The sequence below is a fragment of the Pseudomonas sp. UBA6562 genome (genome assembly GCF_002434265.1).
Taxonomy (GTDB): Bacteria; Pseudomonadota; Gammaproteobacteria; order Pseudomonadales; family Pseudomonadaceae; genus Aquipseudomonas.
Map to the genome: position 1 here is coordinate 278,383 of NZ_DJJS01000007.1, position 20,059 is coordinate 298,441.

Genomic DNA, 20,059 nt, shown 5'->3' on the forward strand with positions numbered 1-20,059 from the left:
TCCGAACGCCGCCGTTAACCTGCTGCCTTTTCCCAGAAGAGGGCAGGAGCATGCCGACCACTACGTCATCGACCATCAGCCAGGCGGCGCGCTATCAGGACGAGCTGATCCAGAGCGCGCTTCCGGCATGGCTGCGCAAAGCCAACGCGGCGCAACTTGAACAGCTGCGCGAAGCCAGCGTGCTGAGCCTGTACTGGCGCGAACGCTGGCAGCAGATACTGGGCCAGTTGCAGGGCGTCGATGCGTTCTGCCAACCGCGCCTGCAACATGCGCTGCGCGCGCAATGGCCGCAGATCGACGTAGCCTCGACGCTCTGGCGCAAGGGCGAACGCGAGCCAGTGATTACCTCCCAGCCTATCGGCTATCCGGTCACTACCGCGGTGTACCGCACTCAGCCCTTGCTGGAAGCGGCGTTGACCAACTTCACTGCCGAGCAGGCCGAACCGGGTGGCATGCTCGTTGGCAATCGCCTGCAAGGCCCGCCCGAAGCCGAGTCGCAGCTGCCGGACGCCGCAGCCTTCGCCGGCTTTTGCCGCACGCTGGACCTCGGCGGCCAGTACCAACGGCATCTGCACGAGGTGCTGGAAACCGCACCGGGCGAAGGGCCCGACCCGCGTTCGGTACTGGCCAGGCATCTGCGCTATGCCTTGCTGGTGGAAGTCCATCGAGCCTGGATCGAAGGGCATGTGGACGGGTTTGCGCACCGTCTGCTGAGCGATGTGTGCAACCTCTATATGCCCCTGGCCGGTGGCGACCCACTGCTGCAGGTCGGAAAGCTGCGCCTGCTGGGCCATACCCTGGAGCGCATCGTCGTGGTGGATGGCCAGAATTTCCCGGGGTATGCCGACGGCAGCTCGATACACGGCGTATGGGTGTACATCCCTGGCGACCCGCACGGTGCACTACGAGGCTATGCAAGCCTGCGGCACTTCGCCAACGACCTGGGCATGCGTCTTCGCACGCCCCAGTACCAGCGCTTCTTCGCCCGCTTCGTAGGGCGGCGGGACAGTCAGCGTTTCTTCTCGGCAGTCATCGAGGGCTATGCGGGGGTCGGCGACCTGGCCAACATCCGCCTCGACGAACGCGTACTGGCCTGCACCACACCCGTATTCGATGCGCTGGCCGAGGCGCAGATCGAGCAGATCAAGGACGATGCCCGCATGATCGCCATGCCCGTGGCCGACATCGACCTGGACGTACAGCGCGAGCACGATCAGCGTCTGGCCGCCGAGGGGTGGACCCTGCTGAACCTGGCCGGGCTGTTCATTCCGGCGTTGGGCGTGGCGCTGCTGGCGGTGACGGCGTGGGAGCTGCTCGATCAGACCTACCTGGGCATCGCGGCTTGGCAGCAGGGCGAGCACAGCGAAGCCATGCACCATCTGCTCGACGTGGCGGCGCAGGTCGCGACACTGGCGGTGGTGGGCGGCGCGGGCACAGTGGCGGCCAAGGCCTGGTCCCGGTCGCAATGGGTCGACAGCCTGTTGCCGCAGACTTTGGGCGACGGCCGCGTACGCCTGGGCGTGTCGCGCATCGACGCGCTACGCACGCCGTTGCCGGCCCAGGCGGTGCGTGACGAGCAAGGGCTGTACCAGCTTGGCGAGCAGCGCTGGGTGGAACTCGACGGCGAGCATTACCCCGTGAGCCGGGCCGACGAGGACCAGCCGTGGGCTCTGCACACCGCGGACGGCGTGGTCCATCCGCTCAGCGACAACGGCGCCAGCGCCTGGCGGCTATGGCACGAAACCCCTGGTCGATGGGCCGAGCCGCGTTACCTTTTCCGCCGGTTGTCGCTGACCTCGACCGCCCTTGACGACGAGGCCATAGACCTCGTACTGCACGCCACCGATACCGACGCCGACACGCTGCGAGCGCTGCACGTGCGGGGGCAAACGATCGATGCGCTGCTGCTGGACAGTCTCGAACGGGTCGCGCTGGACACCCGCCTGCGTACCTTGATCAAACAGTTGCGCGGGGGCGAGGCCGTCGGGGATACGGGTCTGCTCGCCCAGGTGCGGGCCTTGCCCGAAGCTGCCGTGTTGAACGACCAGGCCTTGGCCGAGCATCTGTGGCAAGCGCGGCGGGAGGTCTTCGACCGCGTCCTGCGCGCCCAGCAGGCGCCTGCATCCGCCGCTGCCCAGGTGCTGTCGCGCGACTTTCCCGGTTTGACTCGGCGTGCGGCCCAAGCCTTGGTCGATGCCGGCAGCGTCGCCGAGCGCGAGCTGCTCGACAGCGGCCGCGTACCCCTGAGGATGGCCCTTGCCGCCCGGCGCAGCCTGCGCCGGATACGGGTGGCCAAGGCCTACGAAAGTCTTTGGATAGACGCGCCACAAGGCCTCGACCTCGCACGCCTGACCCTGGCGCTGAGCCAGCGTCTGCCAGGCGTTTCCGAGCGGTTCGCCTGGCGCCTGTTCGAGCATGGACGCGCTGGCGCACCCGTGTGGAGCAGCGCACCGGCGCCCGAGGCGCGCCAGCTCGACCTGGTGCTCACCGAAAGCGGCTTCGAGCTGTTCGATGGGCAAGGCGCCCAACTGTCAGCCGCGCCAGGCGAATTGTTCGAAACCCTCGCCACGGGCTTCGACGATGCCGAGCGGCAGACGCTGGGTGTCGCCGAGCCGTTCGCGCACAACTGGCGGGTGCTGGTCGCACGCCAGGCGATGACGGACCGCGAGTCACTGCCGCGCCTGTTGGGCCAGCGCCCGGAAGAAGGTTGGTTCCGCCTGCCGAAGCGCCTGGCCGATGGTCGTGTGGGCTACCCGCTCAGCGGTCGTGGCCAACGCGCCGTGCCAGCGAGCTTGGGCGCGCGGGTGCGCAGGTACTATCCGCTGATGAACGACCAGCAGGTCGAGGTCTGGGCCCAGCAGATCCGCGACAGCGGGCAACAAGTCGAGCAGGTGCTCACGCAGTTGGGTATTCAAGCACGATCGCTGGAGAGGTCGCTACGCCGCTGGGTGAGGGGAGGGACCGGCATACTGGTCCGCAACGACCGCAACCGCTTCGCCGACCATCTGCTGGCCGCCTGGCGCCGCCTGACCCCCCATCTGTTTCCCGGCGTCCAGCAGACCCAGGGTTTTCACCTGCGCTTGCGCGGCATCTATTTGCCGATGCTGCCGCGCTTGCCGGCGGAGGTCAGCTTCGCGCACGTTCACACCCTGTCGTTGCAACAGGTGGGGCTGCACGACGTCGGTCCCGACTTTCTCGCGCGTTTTCCGCAGCTGCGCGTACTGGAACTCGACGGCAACATCCTGCGTCGGGTGCCGCGCGATCTGAACCTGCTTACCGAGCTGCGCGAATTGTCGCTCGACAGCAACGAGATCAACCTCGACGACGAGCAGGTCGAGCAGTTGGCCGGCATGCGGCACCTGCAACTGCTCAGTCTGGCGAGCAATCCGCTGCGCAGAAGCTTCTCGGTACGCGACATGCCCAATCTGCGCTACCTGAATCTGTCGCATACCGAACAGACCCGTCTGCCGCCCGGGCTGCTGGGGCGGATGAACATGACCGTCGCGGACTTGCGCCACAACCGTATCCGCACGCTGCCCGATGCCTATTTCAGCGCACCGCAATGGGTGAACCAAGGCGTCCTGCTCGACGACAATCCGTTGGACGCAGCGACCATGGCTCGCTTCGACAGCTGGAACGGCGGGGGTGCGGCCGCAGCTCCCACGGTAACTGCACCCACGGCGTCTGCCGAGGCTGAGGCGGCTGCGGCCGCCGTACGCGATGCCTGGTTGCTGCAGCTGCCTGAGCAGCCACAACTGGAGCGCGCGGCGCTGTGGGAAGAACTGCGCACGCGCGATGGCGCCGAAGGGCTGTTCGATCTATTGGACCGCCTGCGGCAGAGCGCCGACTTCCATCGTCTCGAGGCTGGGTTGGGCACGCGGGTATGGGCAGTGCTCGACGCGCTGCACGCCCATGCCGATCTCGCCGAGGAAGTGTTCGCACTGGCCAACTTGCCGTTGACTTGCCAGGACAGCGCGGCGCTGTCCTTCAGTGGCCTGGAGCTGCACTTGTTGGTGTGGCGCGCCTTGCGTGAGGCGCACGCCAGCGCAAGGTCGCAGGAGCAGGCGTTGATCCGCCTGGGCCGCCAATTGTGGCGCCTCGATGAGGTCGAACGCATCGCGTTGCGCGACCTCGAAGCGCGACGTGCCGACGGCGCCAACCCAGACCAGATCGAGGTGGTGCTGGCGTATCGGGTGGGCTTGCGCGAGGCGCTGGACCTGCCCGCGCAACCCCATGACATGCTGTTCGCTGCGGTTTCCGGCGTCGATCCGGTGCGTTTGGAGGAAGCCCGGGTGGCGGTGTTGACGGGCGAACAGCAGGATGTGCGAGTGCAGGCCCTGGCACAACGGGACTTTTGGCGCACCTGGCTGGAGCGTCACTACGCCGATCGCTTCGAGGCCATGGACGCGCCGTTCCAGGCGCGCCTGGCGGCGTTGATGGAGCAAGTCGAAGCTGGCGCGAGCGTCGAGGGCGAGTACCTCAGCCGGATGAATGCCGTGCGCGACGAGCGCGAGGCAAGCCGCACGGCATTGATCCTGAGCCTCACCGAGGAGATCCTTGAAGCTCACGCCGCCCAGTGAGCCGGACCTGGCAAGGTCCGGGGTCTTTACGCATAAGACCTTGGACTATGCTGCTGGTTAATGTGGGAAATTTCTTATTTCTTGTAGTCCTGATCCAAAGCCGGAGGTTACCCTCTCTGTCATCCGTGGTCACTGCGGATGATTCAACTCGCTGATCCGGACTGCCCGCGCGGTTCGTCGTTACCCGAATCAACAAGGAGATGCCCCATGCTCGTCAGGTCCCTGACCCTCGCCACCTTGCTCTGCGCCGCCGGCCCGCTGTTGGCTGCCGACAGCGATGCGCCCTTGGCCAAGGAGTTGGGCAAGGCACGGCCCTTGGTGGTGATCGCCCCCAGCTCGGCCGACCCGACCCTGCGCGGCCTGAGCCAGGCTAGCAAGGACCCGGCTAACGAAGCGGGCTTCAAGGAACGCAACCTGGTGCTCTACAGCGTGGCCAACATGATGGGCATGCGCGAGGACAAACACCTCGAACAGCAGGCCACCATGGCGCTGATCCGCGAGCTGAAACTGGGCGCCGGCAAAGGCACGCGGGTGATTCTGATCGGCAAGGACGGTGAGCAGCATGTGCTCAGGGACGGCGAAAGCGCCGAGCCGCTCGACGCGCAGGCAGTGTTCAAGGCCGTGGACGAGCTGCCGGCCAGCGAGAAAGCCGTTACCGCGCCGGAACCGGTGGCTGCTGCGCCAGCCGCGGGCAAGCCTGCCGGCAAGGACGGCAAACCTGGCAAACCCGTCAAGCCTTCCGCCCCACCCAAGCCGCTCGAAGATTGACTCGATCGGTTGTCTATTTGACCCAGCCGGGCTTTCAGAAGCGTTCAAGTGCCGCTTACGAAGGTCCCGCCTGCGCTCAACGCCTCGGATCGAACGCTTCGCGCAATGCTTCACCGATGAACACCAGCAACGCCAGAATCAGCGCCAAGGCGAAGAAGGCCGTGAGCCCCAGCCACGGCGCTTCCAGGTGCTGCTTGCCCTGGGCCACCAGCTCGCCCAGCGAAGCGCTGCCGGCGGGCATACCGAAGCCCAGGAAGTCCAAGGCCGTCAACGTGGTGATGGCACCGGTCAGCATGAACGGCACGAAGGTCAGCGTGGCGCTCAGGGCATTGGGCAGGATGTGCCGCCACATCACCTGAAGGTCCGACAGCCCCAGCGCACGGGCCGCCTTGACGTACTCCAGGTTGCGCCCGCGAAGGAACTCGGCGCGCACCACGTCCACCAGGCCCAGCCAGGAAAACAGCGCCATGATGCCCAGCAGCCACCAGAAGTTCGGCTCTACGAAGCCGCTAAGGATGATCAGCAGGTACAGCACCGGCAACCCCGACCAGACCTCCAGCAGGCGCTGACCGAGCAAGTCGACCCAGCCGCCGTGGTAGCCCTGCAAGGCACCGGCGGCGATGCCGACCACCACACTGATGGCGGTGAGGGCGAAGGCGAACAGCAAGGACACCCGCGTGCCGTACAGCACCCGCGCCAGCACGTCGCGGCCTTGGTCGTCGGTGCCGAGCCAGTTGTCGGCGCTGGGCGGGCTGGGGGTCGGGACTTGCAGGTCGTAGTTGGGCGTGTCGGCGCCGAAGGGAATCGGCGCGAACAGCATCCAGCCGCCTTGGTCGGCGATCAACTGGCGCACGTACTGGCTGCGGTAATCGGGCTGGAACGGCAACTCGCCACCGAACTGCCGCTCGCTGTAGCGCTTGAGGGCAGGCGCATACAGCTCGCCGTGGTAGCCCAGCAGCAGCGGCTTGTCGTTGGCCACCAGTTCGGCGCCGAGGCTGAGCAGCAATAGGCCGCCGAACAGCCACAACGACCACCAGCCGCGGCGATGGCTGCGAAAGCGTCGCAGGCGCCGGCGCGTCATGGGCGACACCATCAGTGCGCCCTCGCGTCGAAGTCGATGCGCGGGTCCAGCACCGTGTAGGCCAGGTCACCGATCAGCCGAATCAACAGGCCGGCGAGGGTGAAGATGAACAGGCTGCCGAACACCACCGGATAATCGCGTGACACCGCCGCATCGAAGCTCATACGGCCGATGCCGTCGAGCGAGAAGATCACTTCGATCAGCAGGGAGCCGGCGAAGAACACTGTGATCAGCGCCTGGGGCAGGCCGGCCACCACCAGCAGCATGGCGTTGCGCAGCACATGGCCGTACAGCACCCGTCGTTCGCTGAGGCCCTTGGCCCGCGCCGTGACCACATACTGGCGGGCGATTTCGTCGAGCACGGCGTTCTTGGTCAGCAGGGTCAGGGTCGCAAAGCCACCGATGACCAAGGCTGCCACCGGCAGCACCAGGTGCCAGAAATAATCCGCAACCTTGCCCAGCAGGCTGAGCTGGTCGAAGTCTTCCGACACCAGCCCGCGCACCGGAAACCAGTTGAGCGACGTGCCGCCGGCGAACAGCACGATCAAGAGCAGGGCGAACAGGAACGAGGGCAGGGCATAGCCGACCACGATCAGCAGGCTGCTCCAGGCATCGAAGCGGCTGCCATGGCGCACCGCCTTGCGAATCCCCAGCGGAATCGACACCAGGTAGGTGATGAGCGTTGCCCACAGGCCGAGCGAAAAGGTCACCGGCAGCTTGTCGAGGATGAGGTCGGTGACCTTGGCGCCGCGAAAGAAGCTCTCGCCGAAATCCAGGCGGGCGTATTGGGTGAGCATCAGCCACAGACGCTCGAGCGCCGTCTTATCGAAGCCGTACTGGCGCTTGATGTCGTCCAGCAGCTTGGGGTCCAGCCCACGGCTGGCGCGCGATTCGCCGCGCAGCACGTCGGCGTCGGCGCCTGCCGTACCGCCAGCGCCCACCCCTTGCAAACGCGCCACGGCCTGCTCGACAGGGCCGCCGGGCGCAGCCTGGATGATGGCGAAGTTCACCAGCAGAATCGCCAGCAGGGTCGGAACGATCAGCAGCAGGCGCCGCAACAGGTAAGCGGTCATGGACGGTTCTCGCGGCGCTCGGCCATTTGCGCGTTGGTCAAGGGCGTTCGGCTGACTTCCCACCAGGCGTCCAGCCCTTCGTCGTACAAGGCCGGATGCTCGGGCTGGCCGAAGCGGTTCCACCACACCGTCGAGCTACCCGGCGGGTAGTAGTTGGGAATCCAGTAGTAGTTCCACTGCAACACCCGGTCCAGCGCATGGGCGTGGCGCAGCATGTCGGCTTCGCTGCTGGCGCGCACCAGGCCTTGCAGCAGCCGGTCCACCGCGGGGTCGCGCAGCACCATGAGGTTGTTCGAGCCGGGGTCGGTGGCGGCGGCCGAGCCGAAATAGTTGAGCAGGTCAGCGCCGGGCGACAGGCTGACCGGGTAGCCGGACACCACCATGTCGTAATCGCGGGCCATCAGCCGATTGACGTACTGCGCGGGGTCGACGTTGCGGATCTCGAGGGTCACGCCGATTTGCGCCAGGTTGCGCTTCCACGGTAGCAGCATGCGTTCCAGGCCCGCTTGGCCGTTGAGGAAGGTGAAGCGCAAGGGTTCGCCCCGGGCATCCACCAAGTGGTCGCCCTCGACCCGCCAGCCGGCGCTCTGCAACAGCGCCAGGGCCTGCAGCTGCTGCGGCCGTACCAGGCCGCTGCCGTCGCTGACCGGCGCCACGAACACACGCTCGAACACCTCGTCCGGCACGTGCCCGCGCAAGGGTTCGAGCAGTTGCCGCTCGGCGGCATCGGGCAACGCCCGGGCCGCCAGGGGCGTGTTGGAGAACACGCTCTGCTGGCGGATGTACAGCTGGCGCATCATCTGCCGGTTGCTCCACTCGAAATCCCACAGCAGCGCCAGCGCCTGGCGGGTGCGACGGTCTTGGAACACCGGTTTGCTCAGGTTGAACAGAAAGCCTTGGGCCACTTGCGGCTTGCCCGGACCCAGGTGCGCGCGTTGCAGGCGCCCGTCATCGAGTTGCGCACCTTGGTAGCCGACGGTATAGGCGGTGGCGGAGAACTCGCGGTTGTAGTCGTAACCGCCGCCCTTGAGCACCTGTCGGGCTACTTCGGTGTCGCTGAAGTACTCCACGCGCAGTTGGTCGAAGTTGTAGCGCCCGCGATTGACCGGCAGGTCCTTGGCCCACCACTGCGCGTCGCGCTCGAAGGTGATGCTGCGGCCATTGTCGACCTTGCCGATGCGGTAGGGCCCGCTGCCCACCGGTGCGCCGAAGCCGGCGCCGTTGGCGAAGTCGCGCTGCTGCCAGTCGTGCTCGGGCAGCACCGGCAGGCTGGCCACGTCCAGGGGCAGGGTGCGGCCGTGGCCGGGGGCGAAGTCGAAGCGCACGTGGTGCGCGTCTTCCACCGTCACCTGGGTGACGTCGGCGAACTGTGTGCGGTAGGTCAGACTACCCTGGCGCGTCAGCACTTCGAAGGAGAAGCGCACGTCTTCGGCGCGCACCGGCCGGCCATCGGCGAAGGTCGCGCGTGGGTCGAGCTCGACGCGCAGCCAGGCGTCCTCCGGGCCGCGCTCCAGGGTGCGGGCGATCAGGCCGTAAACGGTGTAGGGCTCGTCTTGCGAGCGTACGGCGAGGGGCGCGTACAGCCAGCCGTCGACTTCGCTGACGCCGGTGCCTTTATCGATATACGGAAGAATATGATCGAATTGCCCAAGGTTCAGCGCAGAGCGTCGCAGGCTGCCGCCCTTGGGCGCATCCGCATTGACGTAGTCGAAGTGGCTGAAATGGGCGGGGTAACGCGGCGCTTGGCCGTAGACGGTGAGGGCGTGGCTGGGGGCTGCGAGGGCGGGCAGGGCGGCCGCGCCGAGCAGGCAGGCCGCAAGCCAGAGCTTGCAGCGCTGCCAGGCCAGCCGCTGGAAAGGGCGACGAGCCAATTCAGGCTCAGTCCTGGCGGCTGGTGACTTCCAGCAGGTGGTAGCCGAACTGGGTCTTGACCGGGCCTTGCACGACGTTGATCGGCGCGCTGAAGACCACGGTGTCGAATTCCTTGACCATCTGGCCCGGGCCGAACGAGCCCAGGTCACCGCCTTGGCGGCTGGAAGGACAGCTGGAGTTGTCTTTGGCGACCTGGGCGAAGTCGGCGCCGCCTTCGATCTGTGCTTTCAATTCGTTGCACTTGGCTTCGTCGGAAACCAGGATGTGGCGGGCAGTGGCTTTGGCCATGGGAAGTACTCCTTTGAATAAAGCGCCAGCCTAACTCAGTGCGTGGGATATGTCTTCCCGATAGGTAAGTCGATTCAGCAAGCGTCGAACCAGCGCCCGCCGTGCAGCCTGCGCATCGCGCGTATACTGCGCGGCGGTCAACGGTAGGGAGCCTGCGTGTATGTGGAACAAATGGTCGAAAACCGCCCTGTTGCTTTCGCCCTTGCTGGCAGTGGCTGGCCTGGTGGCGTGGCATTTGGGTTGGTTCCAGGAAGAGCAGGTGCTGCGCGGCTATCAATTGGCTGTCGAGGTGGATGGCCAACGCTACGCCACATTCGGCTTGCTGGCGGGCGAAACCGCCATCAGCGAGCGCACCGGACACTTCTTCTGCCAGATCGACGACCTTGACGAGTTGGTTCAGTTGGCTCAGGGCGACGTCCAACTCAAACCTGGCGGCGACAACCCGTACCTGCAAGGCTCGGTGCGTTACCTGGCGGCCCAGCGCTACGTACGCCGCACTAAGCACTATCGCAACGCGGCGCAGAGCGACGCCCGCTACCAGGTGCTGGATGCGCAGGGGCAGATGGTGTATCGCTTCATCCCGGACAGCGACGACCCCTATGCGCGGACCCTGGTCAATGTCGGCATGGTGCGCTCCTCGGGTGGGCGCGGCAGCTCGGTAGTCGAAGACGAATACCTGGACGCCACACGCCTGCTGCGCGAGAAATTCGGCGTGCGGCTCACGTTCGTCAAGGACGAGGAGGCCAAGCTGGTCACGTTGTCGTTCAAGCCTGTGGCCCAGGCGCAGGCGCCGGAGTCGCCGACGCCCTGATCGGCCTCACAGCCGCTGCGCCGCCTCGCGCAGCAAGCGCTCCGTCGCGTCCCAGCCCAGGCAACCGTCGGTGATCGACACGCCGTACTGCAAAGCCCCTTTGCCCAGCGACTGCGCGCCTTCGAACAGATGGCCTTCGAGCATCATGCCCACCACCGAGCGGTCGCCGTCCAGACGCTGGCGCAACACCGCCTCGAACACCGCAGGCTGGCGCGTCGGGTCCTTGCCGCTGTTGGCGTGGCTGCAATCGACCACGATCCGCGGCATCAAGCCCGCTTTGTCCAAACCCTGGCGCGCCTGCGTCAAGTGTTCGGCGCTGTAGTTCGGGCCGCTGTGGCCACCGCGCAGCACCAGGTGGGTATCGGGGTTGCCGAGGGTCTCGACGATGGCCGGATGGCCCTGCGCGTCGATGCCGAAGTGGCGGTGCGGATGGGCGGCGCTGCGCATGGCGTCGCAGGCGATGGCCACGCCGCCGTCGGTGCCGTTCTTGAAGCCCACGGGCAAGCCCAGACCGCTGACCAGTTCGCGGTGGATCTGCGACTCGGTGGTCCGCGCGCCGATGGCGGCCCAGCTCAGCAGGTCGTCGAAGTAACCGGCGGCCAAGGGTTGCAGCACCTCGTTGGCCAGCGGCAGGCCACGGTGCAACAGGCCCAGCATCAACTCGCGCGACAGCGTCAGGCCCGCCTGCATGTCGTCGCTGCCGTCCAGATGCGGATCGTAGGCCAGGCCTTTCCAACCCACGGTGGTGCGTGGTTTTTCCACGTAGGCGCGCATCACCAGCAGCAGTTTGTCGTCGACCTCGGCGGCCAGCGCTTGCAAGCGCTCGGCGTATTCCAGCGCCGCGCGCGGGTCGTGCAGCGAGCACGGACCGAGGATCACCAGCAGGCGCTCGTCGCGGCCGTCGAGAATGGCGCGGATGGCGTCGCGGTGCCGGTCGACTTGCATGGCGAGGTCATGGGGCAGGGGCAGTTGCTGCTTGAGCTGGTGCGTACTGGGCAGGCGGCGGCTGAGGACGCTGTTGGCGGCCTGGGCCTGGGCAGGTTGTTGGGCCTGCGAGGGGGACTGGGTCAGGGCAAGGGTGGCACGGGGCATGATGATTTTCCTGAAGCGCGCGGCGGGATCTGGCCCGCGACGTCGGCGCTAGTGGTGTGTTCGACAGGTTGTTCGCAATGTTCGACGCGGGGTCGTGCCACCTGGGACGGACCGATCGGAGGCGGCAGGCTGGCCCGAACGGGATTGGCTAAATCGCCAGGCGAGGGTGCAAGGGCGGTAATAGTCGACGTGGTGCATGGTGGTGTCCTTGAATGGATCGAAATGTGCGGGCCTGAAAACGCAAAACCCCCGGGCGGGGGGCCGACCGGGGGTTTGAGTATTCTCATGTTCGGCGGCCCCTCGAGAGTGGGCGCCGTGGTGGGTATCAGCGGCGCCTAGTGGCTAAACCAATACCCGAAGTAATAGCTGGTGACCGACACGCAACCAGACACCGCCGGACGCTGAAGGCGACCGCTGGCAAGGCTCTGGATGTGAAGGGGTGTGTGCATGTCGTACTCCGTGGATGGTCTCGAGCTTACTGCACCGGTGGGTGGCGATTCAATGGCTGTACCAGGATTTTTCTCACAAATACCGTTGACGTAAATGCAGGTTGAAATCGATTTGGCCTGTATGCGAAAGGAGCTTATTCGGCGTTAGGGACTGTCGGCATGCGTTGGAAATCCGGCAATTTGTTCTGCGGCACTGGGAAGGGCTCGGGGTGCAGGAGCGCTTATCGCTTGCCCTCTGGCGGCCCAACCAGGGAGCGCGCGAAGTGCCGCAAATTTTTTTGCTTGCCATGGTTTTGCGACATCCTCTTCACGGCATTTTCACCTATGGCTAGGCATAGTGAAGCCACATCCGTGAAACACTTAGCCCGCCCTCCCCAGCGGGCTTTTCTTTGCCTGGCGTTTACGATCAGGGCTGATTCTCCACTGCCTACGTTGCGCCAAGCGAAACGACTCACATAGCATGCTCAGGATTTTCTACAGGGAACTACAGTGGACGTCCTCAGCACCTATCTCCCCGTCCTGGCCCCAATCGCCATGGCCCTGGGCCTGTATGGCCTGATCCGTTGCATCGGCCGGGTACGGCGCCTGATTTTCCCCACGCTCAGCGTCCGGTTCCCGGCCAGTGCCCAGCCGCTGACCGTCGACATTCCGCAGCCTGGCCGTTATGTGATCAGCGTGGTCATTCCGCCCATGACCTTTCTCACGGGCGTAGCGCACTTCTCCGCCAAATTCCGAGTCGTGGCCTTGCCAGACGGCGCTGCTCTGGACTACCGGTCCTATGGCCGCTCCCTGATGCACCTATTCCAGGTGGATAGGACCGACATGTCGGGAAGGAAGTCGATGCCGCTCGGCGCGTTCGACTGTACGGCGCCCGGTGAAGTCGCCATCACCTGCCTGAACCCGGAGAGCATCCGCACCGATTACACGCTGGAAGTGTCCCCGTACGTGCCGCCGTTGAAGCTGCTCGCTGTGGTTCTGCTGACGATCGCCTCGGCGGGTATGACCATCGGCGGGTTCGTGCTTTCGATCCTGGCATGGAGCGGAAGTCTTTGAGTGTCGTCTCTTCAGCGGCGCCTTCGAACCCACATCGGATGGGCCAGGCATTACACCTGATCGACCTGGAGGCCTATTCCAGATCCTCTCGATGGGTCGGGCATTTCGATGCGAAACAGGGTTCGAACCGCAGGGCGGCGGCGCAGGCCGCCAATGAGCGCTTGCTCGATTACCTGGCGCGCCATCCTCAGCCCCTCACGGTGATTACCTCGCTGGTCACGCGGCATACCGAGAAGCAGTTGCGGGGGCTTGGATACAAGGCCGGCGAAGCCCGCAACCTTTACGCACAAGCCGTCAACCGTGGGGGGCTTATCACTTGCCTGGGCTCATCCCCAGCATGCGCAGAGACGGGCCTGCGCCACGTCCCGGTACCCGACCATGGGCTGGAAGGGCTGCTGACGGTGACTTATTCGATCATGGCGATGAATGTGTTGCATGGCGGTTTTCAAGGGCATTTCTTCGTCGCCTTCGAACACAGTGGGCTGGTGGTCTACCCCCATGACGATTGCGGTTACGGGGTTTTCGAAGGCCACGATCACGCCGCGAGCCAGACGTTTCTAGCCGGCGTGGATGCCGAACGTTTCGACCTGTTCGTGAACAGGTAAGGCTCCGGCGCCCCGGTCAAATCACCTTCACCGCCCGCCCGATGAATTGGATCGGCCCGGTCGGCCGCCCGGTCGGCGAGCCGCCGGCCTGTTCCAGCGTCAGTTCGAACAGCTGGTCGGCCTCCAGCGGCGGCAAGCGCTCCACCGGCACCTGGGCCCGCTCGCCCGGCTGCACCAGGCCCAACGACACCGGCGCCTTCCACCGGTCCACCTTGGTCCAGAACTGCAGCACCTTGCCAGCGGGTACCTGCACCGTTTCCAGTGGAATCAGCTGCAGGGCGCGCGTGTTGCTGGCCTGTACCACCCAACCGGCCGCGCGGTCGCTGGGCGCTGCGAGCACCACCACATAGGTGGTCGGTGCAGGCGACGAAAACCACAGCATCACCGCCAGCAGCGCGCTGGTGAAGGCGCCCGCACCGGCCAGGCCTTGCCACAGCACCAGACGCTGCCACCAGCGCGGTGTCTGGGCGGGCGGGGCAAAGCCATCGACGCTGCGGGCGATCCGTTCCCAGACCGCGGCCCTGGGCGTGACGGGTGGGGCGAGGGCGTCCAGCGCCTGCAGGCGCGTCTGCCAGGCTTCGACCGCCTCGCGCAGGGGCTGGTCATGGTCGAGGCGGCTGGCCACCACTGCGCGCTGCGCGCCGGGCAGGGTGCCCAGCACGTATTCGCCCGCCAGCTGGTCGAGGTCGTCCGGACGTTCGGAGTCGGTTTCACGGTTCATCCCATGCACTCCCGCAGCGCGCTCAGGCTGCGTTTGATCCAGGCCTTGACGGTACCCAGCGGGGCATCCATCAACTGGGCGATCTGACGGTGGCTGCACCCTTCGACATAGGCATGCAACACACAGGCACGGCGCACCGGGTCGAGCGCGTCCAGGCAGTGGTAGATGCGCCCCGAGGCGAGGTGCGTGTCGAGCGTCTGCCAGTGCTCGGCGTCCGTGCGCAAGCTGTCGAGCTGGTCGGTGTCCAGCGGGGTGTCGCGCTGCCCGTCGCGCACGTGGTTCAACGCCAAGTGGCGAACCACGCTGTAGATCCAGCCGCGCGCCGAACCACGGCTGGCGTCAAAGCTGCCGGCGCGGGTCCAGATGCGTACGAAGCCGTCGTGCAGGACGTCTTCGGCGCTGGCGGTGTCGCGCGTGATGCGCCGGGCCACGCCCAGCAGACGCGCGCCTTCGTGGTCGTACAGGGCCTGCAGGGCGCGGCGTTCGCCACGGGCGCAGGCCTGCAGGCAATGCTGGAAATCGAAAGGGGCGGCGGGCTCGCTCAAGGTAGGTTCGGTCCTGGTCGTCGCGGGCAGTCGTGGAAACGGTTGCTGCTCAGGGTAGACCAGCGCTGGCGATCTGCCTGCCCGGCCGACGCGGACAGGCATTCGCTCGGCACGTCAGAGGGGTGCGTGCAACTCTGTGCGGCCGGTCACTGGTCTGCCCAGAAGAGGTAGTCGGCCTGGTACTCGACCACCTGCTTTTCGCCCTTGTTCTGCGCCGTGCAGGCACTGGCCGGTGCGACACCGCCGCGGGTCGCCAGGCGTTGCACGTAGCGCACCGGCTGCATGGCGCCCTTGCCCTCGGCCGGGTTGGCCTTGACCAGCTGATAGGGAATGTCGCCTGTGCCGGCTGGGGCGATGGCCACCTGGGTGCCGGTGATGCTCGAGCCGTCGTTGGCCTTCCAGGTGGCGGGTGGGCCGAAGTATTCGCCGACCGGGTTGCCGCTACGGTCCTTGAGGGCGGCCTTGGGGCCCGCGAAGAACCACTCGGTCTGGCCGGGGGCGCCGGCCTTGTCGCGGCATTCGTAGGTGATGTCGCCGACCCCGGTGGTCTTGAGCACCATGGCGTGTCCGGGCGGCACGGCGACGGCCGCCGGCACCGAGGTCTGGGCCTGGGCGGCGGGTAGGGCGATGCCCAGCGACAGGCCGCCAACGAGCAGCAGGGATGCAGGTTTGAAGGTCATGGTGAATCTCCTTGAGGGGCGACCGGCAGCTCATCCACCGGCGCTTGGGCATGCGCCTGAGCACGCTGCCTGTAGGGGATACCCGCCAGGATGAAATCTGGATGCAGGCACGGAGAAAAAAACCTTCGCCCACGGTCAGAGCCTGTGCTTCGACCTGCCGCGCCTTGCGCTGGCGGGCCACCTTTTCCCCTTGGCCTTCTCCGAGCCTCGCCCATGCCCGCAATCGACCCCGCCGTCGCCATCTGGACCCTTTCCGCCGTTGCCACCGCTGCCGTCATCCTGCGCCCCTGGCGCGTACCGGAATGGGTCTGGGCGGTGGGCGGTGCCGTACTGCTGACGCTGTTGGGGCTGATCCCGCTGAAGACGACCCTGGCGGCCGTGGCCGAGGGCCGCGATGTGTACCTGTTCCTGGTCGGCATGATGGTGCTCGCCGAGCTGTCGCGGCAGCAGGGCCTGTTCGATTGGCTGGCGATGTACGCGGTGCGCCATGCCAAGGGCTCGGGCCAGCGCTTGTTCGACCTGGTGTTTCTGGTCGGCACGCTGGTGACCGTGCTGCTGTCCAACGACGCCACCGCCGTGGTGCTGACGCCTGCGGTGTACGCCGCGTGCCGTGCGGCCAAGGCGGAGCCGCTGCCGTACCTGTTCATCTGCGCCTTCATCGCCAACGCCGCGAGTTTCGTCCTGCCGATCTCCAACCCAGCCAACCTGGTGGTGTTCGGCGCGCAGATGCCACCGTTGCTCGACTGGCTGCGCCTGTTCGGCCTGCCGTCGCTGGCGGCCATCGCCTTGACCTATCTGGTGTTGCGCCTGGCCGTGCGGCGTCAGGTGGTGCGGCCCCTGGCCACGCGCATCGAGGTGCAGCCCCTGTCCCGCGGTGGCCGCTTGAGCGCCATCGGTATCGGTGCCACGGCGCTGGTGCTGCTGTTGGCATCGGCCATGGGCTGGGAGCTCGGCCTGCCGACCTTCTGCGCAGGGCTGGCCACCGCCACGTTGATCCATGTGCTCGAACGGCGCTCGCCGATGCCGGTGCTCAAGCACGTGGCCTGGGGCGTGCTGCCGCTGGTGGCGGGGCTGTTCGTGCTGGTCGAGGCGGTGGCGCAGACGGGTGTCGTCGAGCGCCTGGCCCTGGCCTTGCAAACCCTGGCGCAGCATTCCCAAGCACAGGCCAGTTGGACCGCCGGCGTGCTGGCGGCCATCGCCGGCAACCTGATGAACAACCTGCCGACCGGGCTGATCGCCGGGTCCATGGGCCAGTTGGCGGAGTTGCCCAGCCGGACCACCGCCGCGTTGCTGATCGGGGTGGACCTCGGCCCGAACCTGTCGATCACAGGTTCTCTGGCCACCTTGCTGTGGCTGGTGGCGATCCGTCGCGAAGGCGAGCAGGTCAGCGCCTGGGGCTTCATGCGCCTGGGCCTGCTGGTGATGCCGCCGGCACTGGTCGCGGCGTTGCTGCTGTTGCAGCTGTAAGTTGCAGGCCTGGTAGGGCTTACAGGGGCAAGACCCGCCCACGTCGGTGGAACCCCGCCAGCGACGCCAGGCTCATAGTCTTCGTGGGCCGGCTGCCCGCCAGACGTGCGTCGCATGCGGGAGCTGGTAGCCCAGAGCCACCCTACGCACCGTACAGCGCAGGAGCCAATGCCATAGCCATAGAACGACATGGAATAATCGATAACTTTTGGTTATTGGTAAAAGTATTTATAGAACAGGAAACTTTGGCCCCCATTCATTTAGTTGATGCATGTCAAAGCCTTGCATTCAAAGGTGTGCCTCTTGAGTATTTCCCTGAGCGGGCAGTTGGCTGACGCGCTTTTACACACCCGACCACGGGACGAACAACGCCAGCAAGCGCGCGAGGGTGTGGTCGATTACTTTGCCTGCTTGCTGCCGGTGCAGCTGGGTCTGCTCGACGACGCCGGCCTCGAACCGGTGCGCCGGGCGTTCCCGGCACAGCCGGGCAGCGACAACCACGCGCTGCAATTGGGCTACATGAGCCATGCGCTGGACTTCGACGATTATCACGCCACCTTCCGCGGACACCCGAGCACGGTGGTGCTCTCGACGCTGCTAGCGCTTGCCCAGTCGTTGCCGCGCCTGGACCGCGACGCCTTCCTCGACGCCTATGTCATCGGCGTGGAGCTGTGCGGGCGTCTGGGCAAGGCCATAGGCACCCGCCACTACGCCGCCGGCCTGCACAGCACTGCGACCCTTGGCGTGATCGCCGCCACGGGCGCGGCCTGCCGGCTGCTGCAACTGAGCGTCGAGCACACACAGGTCGCCCTGGGCTTGGCCGCTACGCAAGCGGCGGGGCTGCGCGCCCAGTTCGGCAGCGCCGGTAAGGCCCTGCACGCAGGGTTCGCCGCGCGTCAGGCCGTCGATAGCGTACGCCTGGCCCAGAGCGGCTTCGCGGCGCAGACCGATACCGTGCTGGAGGCCTTTCTGGACATTCTCGGCCTGGGCGCGGCGCGGCCCGACGACCTTCTGGCCGAATGGGGCGTACCCTGGCGGATCAGCACGCCGGGCCTGGAGTTCAAGCGCTATCCCACCTGCGGCGGTACCCACAGTGCCATCGAAGCGGCATTCGCGTTGCGCGCCGTCGAAGGTTTCTCGCTCGACGCCATCGATGCCATCGAGGTCGGCTTCCCGCCCGGTGCCGACACGGCGCCGTCGATCCGCCAGGCGCAAACCGGCGTACAGGGCCGTTTCAGCCTTGAATATGTGATCGCCGACGCCTTGCGCAACGGCGTCATCGCCCTGGAGCGCTACGGCGAGCAGCCGGTGGAGCCGGCCATCGCCACACTGGCCGGCAAAGTACGACGCGTGCCCGACCTCAGCGCACCGGCCGACGAACTCGATCCCGACCTGCGCTTCCATCGCGTCACGCTGCACCTCGACGATGGTCGTACCTTGAGCCACTGCGTGACCCGCAAACAGACGGCTGCCGCGCCCACCGACGTTGTGGCCAAGCTGCGCAGCAACCTGCACGCCTTGCCCGCCGAGCGCCTCGATGCACTGTGCGCCGACCTCCAGTTGGCCGACGATGCCGCGTTGCATCGCCTGGTCGCCCTCATTCGCTGCCATTAAGGATTTCTCCATGTCCCTGCAACAGACGCCACCCCGTCAACTGCGCCTGGGCCTATTCGTGCAAGCCCTCGGCCATCACGTCGGCGGCTGGCGCGCCGACGGCGCCCAAGGCTCGCCCACCGACGTGCAATGGTTCAGCTGGATCGCCAAGACCGCCGAACAGGGCAAGTTCGACATGTTCTTCGTCGGTGACGCCCTGGCCACCAGCGTGCACCGTCTGCCGTCGACCATGTCGCGTCTGGAACCGCTGACCCTGCTCTCGGCCCTGGCCGTGCAGACCCAGCACATCGGCCTGGCCGCCACCGCTTCGACCACCTTCGACGAGCCGTTCCACCTGGCCCGTGCCCTGTGCTCGGTCGACCACATCAGCGGCGGCCGCATGGCCTGGAACGTGGTGACCTCGTTCTCCGCCGATGCCGCGCGCAACTTCAGCCGCGAAGACCTGCCATCCCATGCCGACCGCTATGAAGTGGCCCGCGAGTTCCTCGACGTGGCCTTCAAGCTGTGGGACGGCTGGGAGGAGGGCGCCATCGTCCGCGACAAGGCCAGCGGCCGCTACAGCGACGAGAGCAAGATCCACGCGGCCAACCACAAGGGCAAGCACTTCCAGGTGCAGGGCCCGTTGAACATCGCGCGCTCGCCCCAAGGCCGCCCAGTGATCATCGAGGCCGGCTCCTCGCCGGCCGGGCAGCAGTTGGCCGCGCAGACCGCCGAGGTGGTGTTCACCGCCGCCGCTTCGCTGGAAGAAGGCCAAGCTTTCTACCGCAGCCAGAAGCAGTTCGTCCGCGAAGCCGGGCGCAACCCCGACCACCTGCTGATCCTGCCGGGGGTCATGCCCATCGTCGGCCGCACCCGCGAACAGGCCCAGGCGGTGTGGGACCAGCTCAACGAGCTGGTGGACATCGACAACGGTATCGAGCAGCTGTCGGCCCGCTTCGGCACCGACATGCGCGCCTACCCGCTGGACGGCCCGGTACCGGAAATCAAGCCCACCGAAGGTAGTCAGAGCCGGGTCAAGCTGCTCACCGAGCTGGCCGCACGGGAAAACCTCACCCTGCGTCAGCTGGCTGCCGTGGCCGCCGGCTCCCGGGGCCACCGGGTGATCGTCGGCACCGCCGAAGACATCGCCGACGACTTCCAGACCTGGCTCGAACAGGGCGGCGCCGACGGTTTCAACATCATGCCGGCCGTGTTGCCCGAACAGTTGCAGCTGTTCGTCGAGCTGGTGATTCCCGAGCTGCAACGCCGCGGATTGTTCCGCACCGAATACCAATACGCCACCCTGCGTGAAAACCTGGGCCTGCCCAGCGTCACCGACAACTTCGCCGCCGTCGCCCCGACGGCCGCCGACAAGGAATGA

16 protein-coding genes are annotated in these 20,059 nt (G+C 66.4%); 8 read left to right on the forward strand and 8 right to left on the reverse strand.

Annotated elements, in window-relative coordinates:
• The first annotated feature begins 50 nt into the window (after nt 1-50).
• Nucleotides 51-4,580: an NEL-type E3 ubiquitin ligase domain-containing protein gene (locus B4M43_RS13475; RefSeq protein ID WP_296267866.1), complete on the forward strand. Its 4,530-nt coding sequence runs from the start codon at nt 51-53 to the stop codon at nt 4,578-4,580.
• A 207-nt stretch (nt 4,581-4,787) separates the two neighbouring features.
• Nucleotides 4,788-5,348, forward strand: a complete 561-nt coding sequence (locus B4M43_RS13480) for a DUF4174 domain-containing protein (RefSeq protein ID WP_296267867.1) — start codon at nt 4,788-4,790, stop codon at nt 5,346-5,348.
• 76 nt (nt 5,349-5,424) lie between these two features.
• On the opposite strand, the gene B4M43_RS13485 is transcribed toward B4M43_RS13480, so the two are convergent.
• The 4 genes from B4M43_RS13485 to B4M43_RS13500 form a co-directional block, all read right to left on the reverse strand.
• Nucleotides 5,425-6,441 (reverse strand): ABC transporter permease, encoded by a 1,017-nt coding sequence (locus B4M43_RS13485; protein ID WP_296267870.1) that lies wholly within the window; start codon nt 6,439-6,441, stop codon nt 5,425-5,427.
• The gene (locus B4M43_RS13490; protein WP_296267871.1) at nt 6,441-7,502 is read right to left on the reverse strand and encodes a microcin C ABC transporter permease YejB; all 1,062 of its coding nucleotides are present in this window, start codon (nt 7,500-7,502) and stop codon (nt 6,441-6,443) included. The genes B4M43_RS13485 and B4M43_RS13490 overlap by 1 nt, the downstream gene beginning before the upstream one ends.
• The gene (locus B4M43_RS13495; RefSeq protein ID WP_296268399.1) at nt 7,499-9,310 is read right to left on the reverse strand and encodes an extracellular solute-binding protein; all 1,812 of its coding nucleotides are present in this window, start codon (nt 9,308-9,310) and stop codon (nt 7,499-7,501) included. Before B4M43_RS13495 ends, B4M43_RS13490 begins: the two co-directional genes overlap by 4 nt.
• A 70-nt stretch (nt 9,311-9,380) precedes the next feature.
• On the reverse strand, nt 9,381-9,662 hold the full coding sequence (locus B4M43_RS13500; RefSeq protein ID WP_296267873.1) for a peptidylprolyl isomerase: 282 nt from the start codon (nt 9,660-9,662) through the stop codon (nt 9,381-9,383).
• Between the two features lie 160 nt (nt 9,663-9,822).
• On the opposite strand from B4M43_RS13500, the gene B4M43_RS13505 reads away from it, so the two are divergent.
• Nucleotides 9,823-10,473 carry a hypothetical protein gene (locus tag B4M43_RS13505; RefSeq protein WP_296267875.1) on the forward strand — a complete coding sequence of 217 codons (651 nt, stop codon included), beginning with the start codon at nt 9,823-9,825 and terminating at the stop codon, nt 10,471-10,473.
• A gap of 6 nt (nt 10,474-10,479) precedes the next feature.
• On the opposite strand, the gene B4M43_RS13510 is transcribed toward B4M43_RS13505, so the two are convergent.
• Entirely contained in the window at nt 10,480-11,565 is a 1,086-nt protein-coding gene (locus tag B4M43_RS13510) for a 3-deoxy-7-phosphoheptulonate synthase (RefSeq protein WP_296267876.1), read from the reverse strand.
• Between the two features lie 938 nt (nt 11,566-12,503).
• On the opposite strand from B4M43_RS13510, the gene B4M43_RS13515 reads away from it, so the two are divergent.
• Entirely contained in the window at nt 12,504-13,067 is a 564-nt protein-coding gene (locus B4M43_RS13515; protein ID WP_296267878.1) for a hypothetical protein, read from the forward strand.
• Entirely contained in the window at nt 13,064-13,672 is a 609-nt protein-coding gene (locus B4M43_RS13520) for a hypothetical protein (RefSeq protein WP_296267879.1), read from the forward strand. The genes B4M43_RS13515 and B4M43_RS13520 overlap by 4 nt, the downstream gene beginning before the upstream one ends.
• A gap of 16 nt (nt 13,673-13,688) precedes the next feature.
• Here B4M43_RS13520 and B4M43_RS13525 read toward each other — a convergent pair whose 3' ends face one another.
• The 3 genes from B4M43_RS13525 to B4M43_RS13535 form a co-directional block, all read right to left on the reverse strand.
• A complete protein-coding gene (locus B4M43_RS13525; protein ID WP_296267881.1) occupies nt 13,689-14,393 on the reverse strand; it encodes an anti-sigma factor in 705 nt (234 codons plus the stop codon).
• Nucleotides 14,390-14,938 carry a sigma-70 family RNA polymerase sigma factor gene (locus tag B4M43_RS13530; RefSeq protein ID WP_296267883.1) on the reverse strand — a complete coding sequence of 183 codons (549 nt, stop codon included), beginning with the start codon at nt 14,936-14,938 and terminating at the stop codon, nt 14,390-14,392. The genes B4M43_RS13525 and B4M43_RS13530 overlap by 4 nt, the downstream gene beginning before the upstream one ends.
• A gap of 146 nt (nt 14,939-15,084) precedes the next feature.
• A complete protein-coding gene (locus B4M43_RS13535; protein ID WP_296267884.1) occupies nt 15,085-15,618 on the reverse strand; it encodes a DUF3455 domain-containing protein in 534 nt (177 codons plus the stop codon).
• A 213-nt stretch (nt 15,619-15,831) separates the two neighbouring features.
• Between B4M43_RS13535 and B4M43_RS13540 the strand changes: the two genes are divergently transcribed.
• The 3 genes from B4M43_RS13540 (at nt 15,832) to B4M43_RS13550 (ending at nt 20,059) form a co-directional block, all read left to right on the forward strand.
• Nucleotides 15,832-17,085, forward strand: a complete 1,254-nt coding sequence (locus B4M43_RS13540) for an arsenic transporter (protein ID WP_296267886.1) — start codon at nt 15,832-15,834, stop codon at nt 17,083-17,085.
• Nucleotides 17,086-17,388: 303 nt separating this feature from the next.
• Nucleotides 17,389-18,699 (forward strand): MmgE/PrpD family protein, encoded by a 1,311-nt coding sequence (locus B4M43_RS13545; protein WP_296267887.1) that lies wholly within the window; start codon nt 17,389-17,391, stop codon nt 18,697-18,699.
• Nucleotides 18,700-18,709: 10 nt separating this feature from the next.
• Entirely contained in the window at nt 18,710-20,059 is a 1,350-nt protein-coding gene (locus B4M43_RS13550) for an LLM class flavin-dependent oxidoreductase (RefSeq protein WP_296267889.1), read from the forward strand.

Coding starts and splice junctions, on each gene's coding strand:
- B4M43_RS13475 (WP_296267866.1), top strand. CDS start 51: ATGCCGACCACTACGTCATCGACCATCAGCCAGGCGGCGCGCTATCAG.
- B4M43_RS13480 (WP_296267867.1), top strand. CDS start 4,788: ATGCTCGTCAGGTCCCTGACCCTCGCCACCTTGCTCTGCGCCGCCGGC.
- B4M43_RS13485 (WP_296267870.1), bottom strand. CDS start 6,441: ATGGTGTCGCCCATGACGCGCCGGCGCCTGCGACGCTTTCGCAGCCAT.
- B4M43_RS13490 (WP_296267871.1), bottom strand. CDS start 7,502: ATGACCGCTTACCTGTTGCGGCGCCTGCTGCTGATCGTTCCGACCCTG.
- B4M43_RS13500 (WP_296267873.1), bottom strand. CDS start 9,662: ATGGCCAAAGCCACTGCCCGCCACATCCTGGTTTCCGACGAAGCCAAG.
- B4M43_RS13505 (WP_296267875.1), top strand. CDS start 9,823: ATGTGGAACAAATGGTCGAAAACCGCCCTGTTGCTTTCGCCCTTGCTG.
- B4M43_RS13510 (WP_296267876.1), bottom strand. CDS start 11,565: ATGCCCCGTGCCACCCTTGCCCTGACCCAGTCCCCCTCGCAGGCCCAA.
- B4M43_RS13525 (WP_296267881.1), bottom strand. CDS start 14,393: ATGAACCGTGAAACCGACTCCGAACGTCCGGACGACCTCGACCAGCTG.
- B4M43_RS13535 (WP_296267884.1), bottom strand. CDS start 15,618: ATGACCTTCAAACCTGCATCCCTGCTGCTCGTTGGCGGCCTGTCGCTG.
- B4M43_RS13540 (WP_296267886.1), top strand. CDS start 15,832: ATGCCCGCAATCGACCCCGCCGTCGCCATCTGGACCCTTTCCGCCGTT.
- B4M43_RS13550 (WP_296267889.1), top strand. CDS start 18,710: ATGTCCCTGCAACAGACGCCACCCCGTCAACTGCGCCTGGGCCTATTC.